Below are 4,829 nucleotides of genomic sequence, written 5' to 3' on the forward strand. Positions count from 1 at the left end.
CGACAGATTGTCCGGCAAGACGCGGCAAGCCCATCTGTTTGTTGCGGTCTTGGGGGCATCGAGCTTGTCGTTTGCACATGCTCGCTGGAGCGAGACGCTTCCTGATTGGATCGAATGCCACCTGCTTGCGCTGGAGGGGTTCGGTGGCGCACCGGCGCTGCTGGTTCCCGACAACGCCAAGGTGGCGGTGATCAAGGCCTGCCATTTTGATCCGCAGGTCAATCGCACCTATGCCGGGATGGCGGCGCATTACCGAAGCGCTGTTCTTCCGACGCGCCCGCGCCGGCCGCGGGACAAGGCAAAGGTCGAAGCCGCGGTTCGCATTGTCGAGCGCTGGCTGCTGGGTCGACTACGCCACCGCGTCTTTTGGGCCTGACCGGCATGGCCAAAGCGTTCAACGAACTGATCAGCAACGGCGAGAGCGAACAACTCTCCCATGCCGAATGGCTCGGGCTTCTGTTGGAGCGAGAATGGAGTTCACGCCACGATCGCAAGCTTGCCGCACGCCTGCGGTTTGCCAAGCTTCGCCATCATGCTGTTCCTGAGGATGTCGATTACCGCAGCGAACGCGGCCTCGATCGGGCACTGTTCATGAAGCTGATCGGCGGCGACTGGATCGATGCCCATGACAACCTCGCGATTTGCGGGCCATCCGGCGTCGGCAAAAGCTGGTTAGCCTGTGCACTCGGGCACAAGGCCTGCCGCGACGATCGTTCCGTACTTTATCAGCGCGCCGCGACTGTTTGCTAATCTCGCCCTTGCCCACGGCGATGGTCGCTATGCCAGACTGCAATGCACCCTTGGACACGTCCAGCTCTTGATCCTCGACGACTGGGGCCTGGGACCGCTCAATGAGCAAGCACGCCACGACCTTCTGGAGATCCTTGAGGATCGTTACGGCCGCCGCTCGACAATCATTACCAGTCAGCTTCCGGTATCAGCCTGGCATGAGGTCATCGGCAATCCGACCTATGCCGATGCCATCCTCGACCGCCTCGTTCACAATGCCCATCGCGTCGACCTATCCGGCGAAAGCTTGCGGCGAAATCAGCGCCGGAAATCTTGACTCGTTACACGAATGAACTGACAACATTTATTGCCAGCAGGACCCCAGCCTCAAGGGGGCGAGATCATCCCGGAATCCGGGCGCGCAATCATCTCGGAACAAAGGGGCGGCTTCATCGGAATCGGCAGCAAAGTGGAAGGCTCGCTGAAACCGCTTCAGACGACGAGGTTTAGAAGAGACTTGGTGCTGACGGCAAAGCCGCGCTCCATTTTGAATTCTGTGAGCGGCGCTGAGGTCGACAAGGCGTACGTTGCCGCACAGTTCGAGCGCCACAAGAAACTGCTTGATTATTCGGATCGGTAACCACGGATAGAGGCACCTTTCCCTCGGAAGGCAAGCCTGTGGCCGGCGTTTTGCATTGCAATGACCGGTTTGCGACAGCGCAGCTCAATGGCGCTTCAACGCCCTCAGCGTGTCTTTCTCCATGCGCCCGTTCTGCGCAAACGCCGAACCAGCCATCGGAAGCAGGCCTGCCGCTGTCATGCCGAGTATCAAATCTCTTCTTTGCTTAGCAATCTCCTGAGTTTCACAAGGCTGCGAACCGTCAGAGATCCCTATAGTTCCAGCCAAGAGCGGGTACGAAACCGTACCTTGAAGTGATGCTTGGTTGCTCTTGCGCCAAAGAAGCATCCTCGACTTGCTTTTGCTCCCACATGCGTCGTTCACTTGGCGGCTGAAGACGCCGCTAGCTAGTCGGCCGCAAACGAGGACCCAACCGCACAGCCCGTCGACCTCGGCGCGCTGTGCGGTTGATAGGCACATCGGGCGACGGGGCCGTGCCCGAATGGGCGCACGTTCATAATTTTAAAGGTATGCGTTGGCCCCAGCATCTGTTTATGCACGCTCTCCAGGTGATGCGAACTGTCGGGTTCTGTGCCATGTCAATCTGCCCTCATAGCGCCATGTCATCTGGCCCTGCTCATCGAGCGCAAAGAGACTGAGCCAACCGTTATCGAAGAGCGCGCGGACTTGGCGCGCCGCGCCATCCGCATCGGCGCGCCGGCAACCCTCTCGCGCAACTTTCAGATGGAATTCCTGCGGCCCATACTCGGGCGGGCGGATGTCGACATGATCCTGCGCTGGGGCAGTACCAGTGAACTGCTCGGGGCGCTGGAGGCATTAAACCTCGACATCGTCCTTCTGAACCAGGCGCCGATGGCCGATTCAGTCACGCCCTTCATCGCCCAGCACGTCTATCAGCAGCGGGTCATTGTCATCGGCCGGCCGTCGTCTTACGGGCAAACGCGGCGCGAAGCTCGCAGACCTGCTCAGCGAGCACCCCGTCATCCTGCCGACGCTCGACAGCGGCGTGCGCTCGCAATTCAACGCCCTCGTCGATAGTTTCCGCCGGAACTTCACCTCTCCGGAAAGCAAAGCTCCATGAACCTGGAAAACGTTCTTCGCCAGATCGATCCCAATCATCGTGTCGTATGTCATGCTGCCATCCTTCCACCCGTTGGATTTAACCCGACCATCCTCTGATAGAACGTGCCGGGTGGGTAGAGCGGCAACCACGCCATCTATTCAGTCCTCGCTCTTGCGAAATGCCCAGGCGGCCCGCTCCGCCATCGTCTTGGACTTGTAGTAGGGTGTTACCCGTTTGCTCTCCACATCGGTCCAATCCGTCTCGCTGAAAGGCGCGCTTCCGCTACCGTGGTTGGTGGCTGCGATGGATGAGGTGAGAACGACCCGCTTGACTCCAGCTTGATGGGATGCCTGCAACACGCGGAGCGCCCCTTCTCTGGCCGTACGGATCAATCCTTCCTCATCATGCACCGCGCCAGTTGGAAATGGGGATGCAGTGTGGATCACGTAGCCGCAGCCTGACACCGCATCGGCCCATCCCTTGTCATTATCCAGATCGGCCTCAAAGAGGCTGACCTTGTCCTCAAAAGGCTGGAAGCGTGACTTTACAGCCGAGGCTCTCGTCATCTGCCTAAGAGTTCCCGGCACGCTGTAACCTTGCTTGAGCAGTTCCAGCACCACGTGTCCTCCAAGAAAACCTCCGGCTCCTGTTACCAGCACCATGCGCTTTTGTGATCGGCCATCATTCATCAAATGCTCCTCGTTTGGCCACAGCCTCAGCACCGTCCTCTCCCCCGTCAGATCTGCTAATCGTGTCGGCACCGCCACCAGATTAGCCCCGCTTACCCCAAGCAGGGTCCGGATGGGTAATCTGGTCAAATCGTATGCGGTTGATTGCGTCAATTAGTATTCATTCCCTCGCCGTTTGATTTAGATTAGATTGATACGAATATTGCCTGAGCGAGGATCGGAAAGGGAAGCGGACCTTTGGGGCCGTAATCGCGATTGCATGCGCTTTTCCGGTGGTCAATCGCTGGGATCTGGCCTGCGCCCTTTAAGGTCGGTGCCACGGACAACAGTAGCGGCTATTACGTCGGCCACCGATGTCGTCGTTTCCAATAGTCGATCGGATTGCGCGGTCATTCCGACGTGTGGTCTGTGGTGCAGGGGAACAATTAGGTCTTTCTAAAGTTCATGCGAACGAAGGGAGGATCAATTAACATCGTCAGAGTACTATTCCCGAAAAACTCAAAGCGCACGGCCGGATGTCGTGAGAGCGGAGGGCCGGCTGCATTCAATCGTCAATGGAGGGCGAAATGAAGCATCACGAACTCGATCAACTGCAATATCTTGCCCAGATCAATCAACATTTTCCACAACAGATCATGTCGCCGGAGGACCGCATCCGACGTTGGGTAGAGGTCCTTGAGGGACAATCTCATCAAGTGCTATCGACACTGCGCGAAACCGAAACTCAGCCGGCTGCTGCGCGTGCTGTCATGCGCAGCAATAACTCGGCGATCACTGTGGCCTTCAACGATCCCATTCTGCGGGCATCTGGGTTGGAAAACGACACTTACGGAGCAGCAAAGGAGTTTTTCCAGTTGTCTGACGGGCAGTTACACCACATCGTCTGCTACTGCCACTTTGGGACAACGGTAAGTGCTGCAAAGACCGCCCGCTACATTCGTACGCAGCACGTGGACAAGCCGAAGGGTATTTGGGGCCGCCTTCGCAGGATGTTCGCTTGAAAAGCAGAGGCATGCCAAAATAAACCGAGCCGGTGCCTCGCAATGAGGCACCGGGAGAAACAGATCTACTGTCAAACACCGGGCCATATTCTTCGGGGCGCCGCTGGATAAACGCCAGGGCAGAAGCGCCATCAATTGTTCCGGTCTTGGGATAAAGCAAAAGCGAGTTTTTGGAGAGGTTTCCTTCGACGAATTGTCCAATCATCCGACCACCGACGCCATGGTGAGACCGAGGAAACCGTCTGCTCGCGATAATCGTCGCGCTGGCCGAGCCGAAACGCGTTCTGCTCGCCATAGGCCGCGCGCGTCTTTGCGCCGACCTCCAACTCCATCAGCTTCTCGGCAGCAAAGCCAATTATCTCCCGCAGCAAATCCACATCCGCGCCCTTCTCAAAAGCGAGAGCCGGTTTCATCATCTCGTCGGTGATCGGTGATTTTTCTATCAGGTTGAGCTTGAACAACCCCACCCTACCGAAAAACGCTGATGGTCGCCTGCCTGCTACACCACCCCCAGGCACATAATCAGTGGGGGATCAGTGGGCTTCACTCTCGCTACACTATCCTGCTATGACGCGATTTCAGAGCTGGAAAAAAACACCGCTAGGAGGGCGTCCACGAATTGATTTTGTGTCCGCGGATCCTTTGTCGGCATGAGCATTGGCGAAAAGGTTTGTTGTGTTGCGGCAATTGAAGGCAGTCGGATGCAG

3 protein-coding genes and 3 pseudogenes are annotated in these 4,829 nt (G+C 57.5%); 4 read left to right on the forward strand and 2 right to left on the reverse strand.

Translation table 11 applies throughout. The features are described 5' to 3' along the window. The 3 genes and pseudogenes from ASC96_RS33000 to ASC96_RS33010 form a co-directional block, all read left to right on the forward strand. Positions 1-370: pseudogene (locus ASC96_RS33000) on the forward strand (IS21 family transposase); the annotation flags it as partial. Positions 371-381: 11 nt separating this feature from the next. Next, positions 382-1,066 (forward strand): annotated as a pseudogene (gene istB, locus ASC96_RS24280) (IS21-like element ISRel16 family helper ATPase IstB). 969 nt (positions 1,067-2,035) lie between these two features. Beyond that, positions 2,036-2,407, forward strand: a complete 372-nt coding sequence (locus ASC96_RS33010) for a hypothetical protein (protein WP_200956649.1) — start codon at positions 2,036-2,038, stop codon at positions 2,405-2,407. Positions 2,408-2,590: 183 nt separating this feature from the next. Here the strand turns inward: ASC96_RS33010 and ASC96_RS24295 are convergent, their stop codons facing one another. Continuing rightward, positions 2,591-3,121: an NAD-dependent epimerase/dehydratase family protein gene (locus ASC96_RS24295; RefSeq protein ID WP_082512249.1), complete on the reverse strand. Its 531-nt coding sequence runs from the start codon at positions 3,119-3,121 to the stop codon at positions 2,591-2,593. Between the two features lie 566 nt (positions 3,122-3,687). Here ASC96_RS24295 and ASC96_RS24300 point away from each other — a divergent pair. Continuing rightward, complete coding sequence (locus ASC96_RS24300) at positions 3,688-4,122, forward strand: hypothetical protein (protein WP_060505667.1); 435 nt, start codon at positions 3,688-3,690, stop codon at positions 4,120-4,122. Between the two features lie 242 nt (positions 4,123-4,364). On the opposite strand, the pseudogene ASC96_RS33015 reads toward ASC96_RS24300, so the two are convergent. Then, positions 4,365-4,538: pseudogene (locus ASC96_RS33015) on the reverse strand (IS256 family transposase); the annotation flags it as partial. Positions 4,539-4,829 lie beyond the last annotated feature (291 nt).

Origin of the sequence: Rhizobium sp. Root1204 (genome assembly GCF_001424965.1) — a bacterium.
Classification (GTDB): domain Bacteria; phylum Pseudomonadota; class Alphaproteobacteria; order Rhizobiales; family Rhizobiaceae; genus Pararhizobium.

Excerpts from the sequence above, each read along its gene's own strand:
- ASC96_RS24295 (WP_082512249.1), bottom strand. The coding sequence starts at position 3,121 with ATGAATGATGGCCGATCACAAAAGCGCATGGTGCTGGTAACAGGAGCC.
- ASC96_RS24300 (WP_060505667.1), top strand. The coding sequence starts at position 3,688 with ATGAAGCATCACGAACTCGATCAACTGCAATATCTTGCCCAGATCAAT.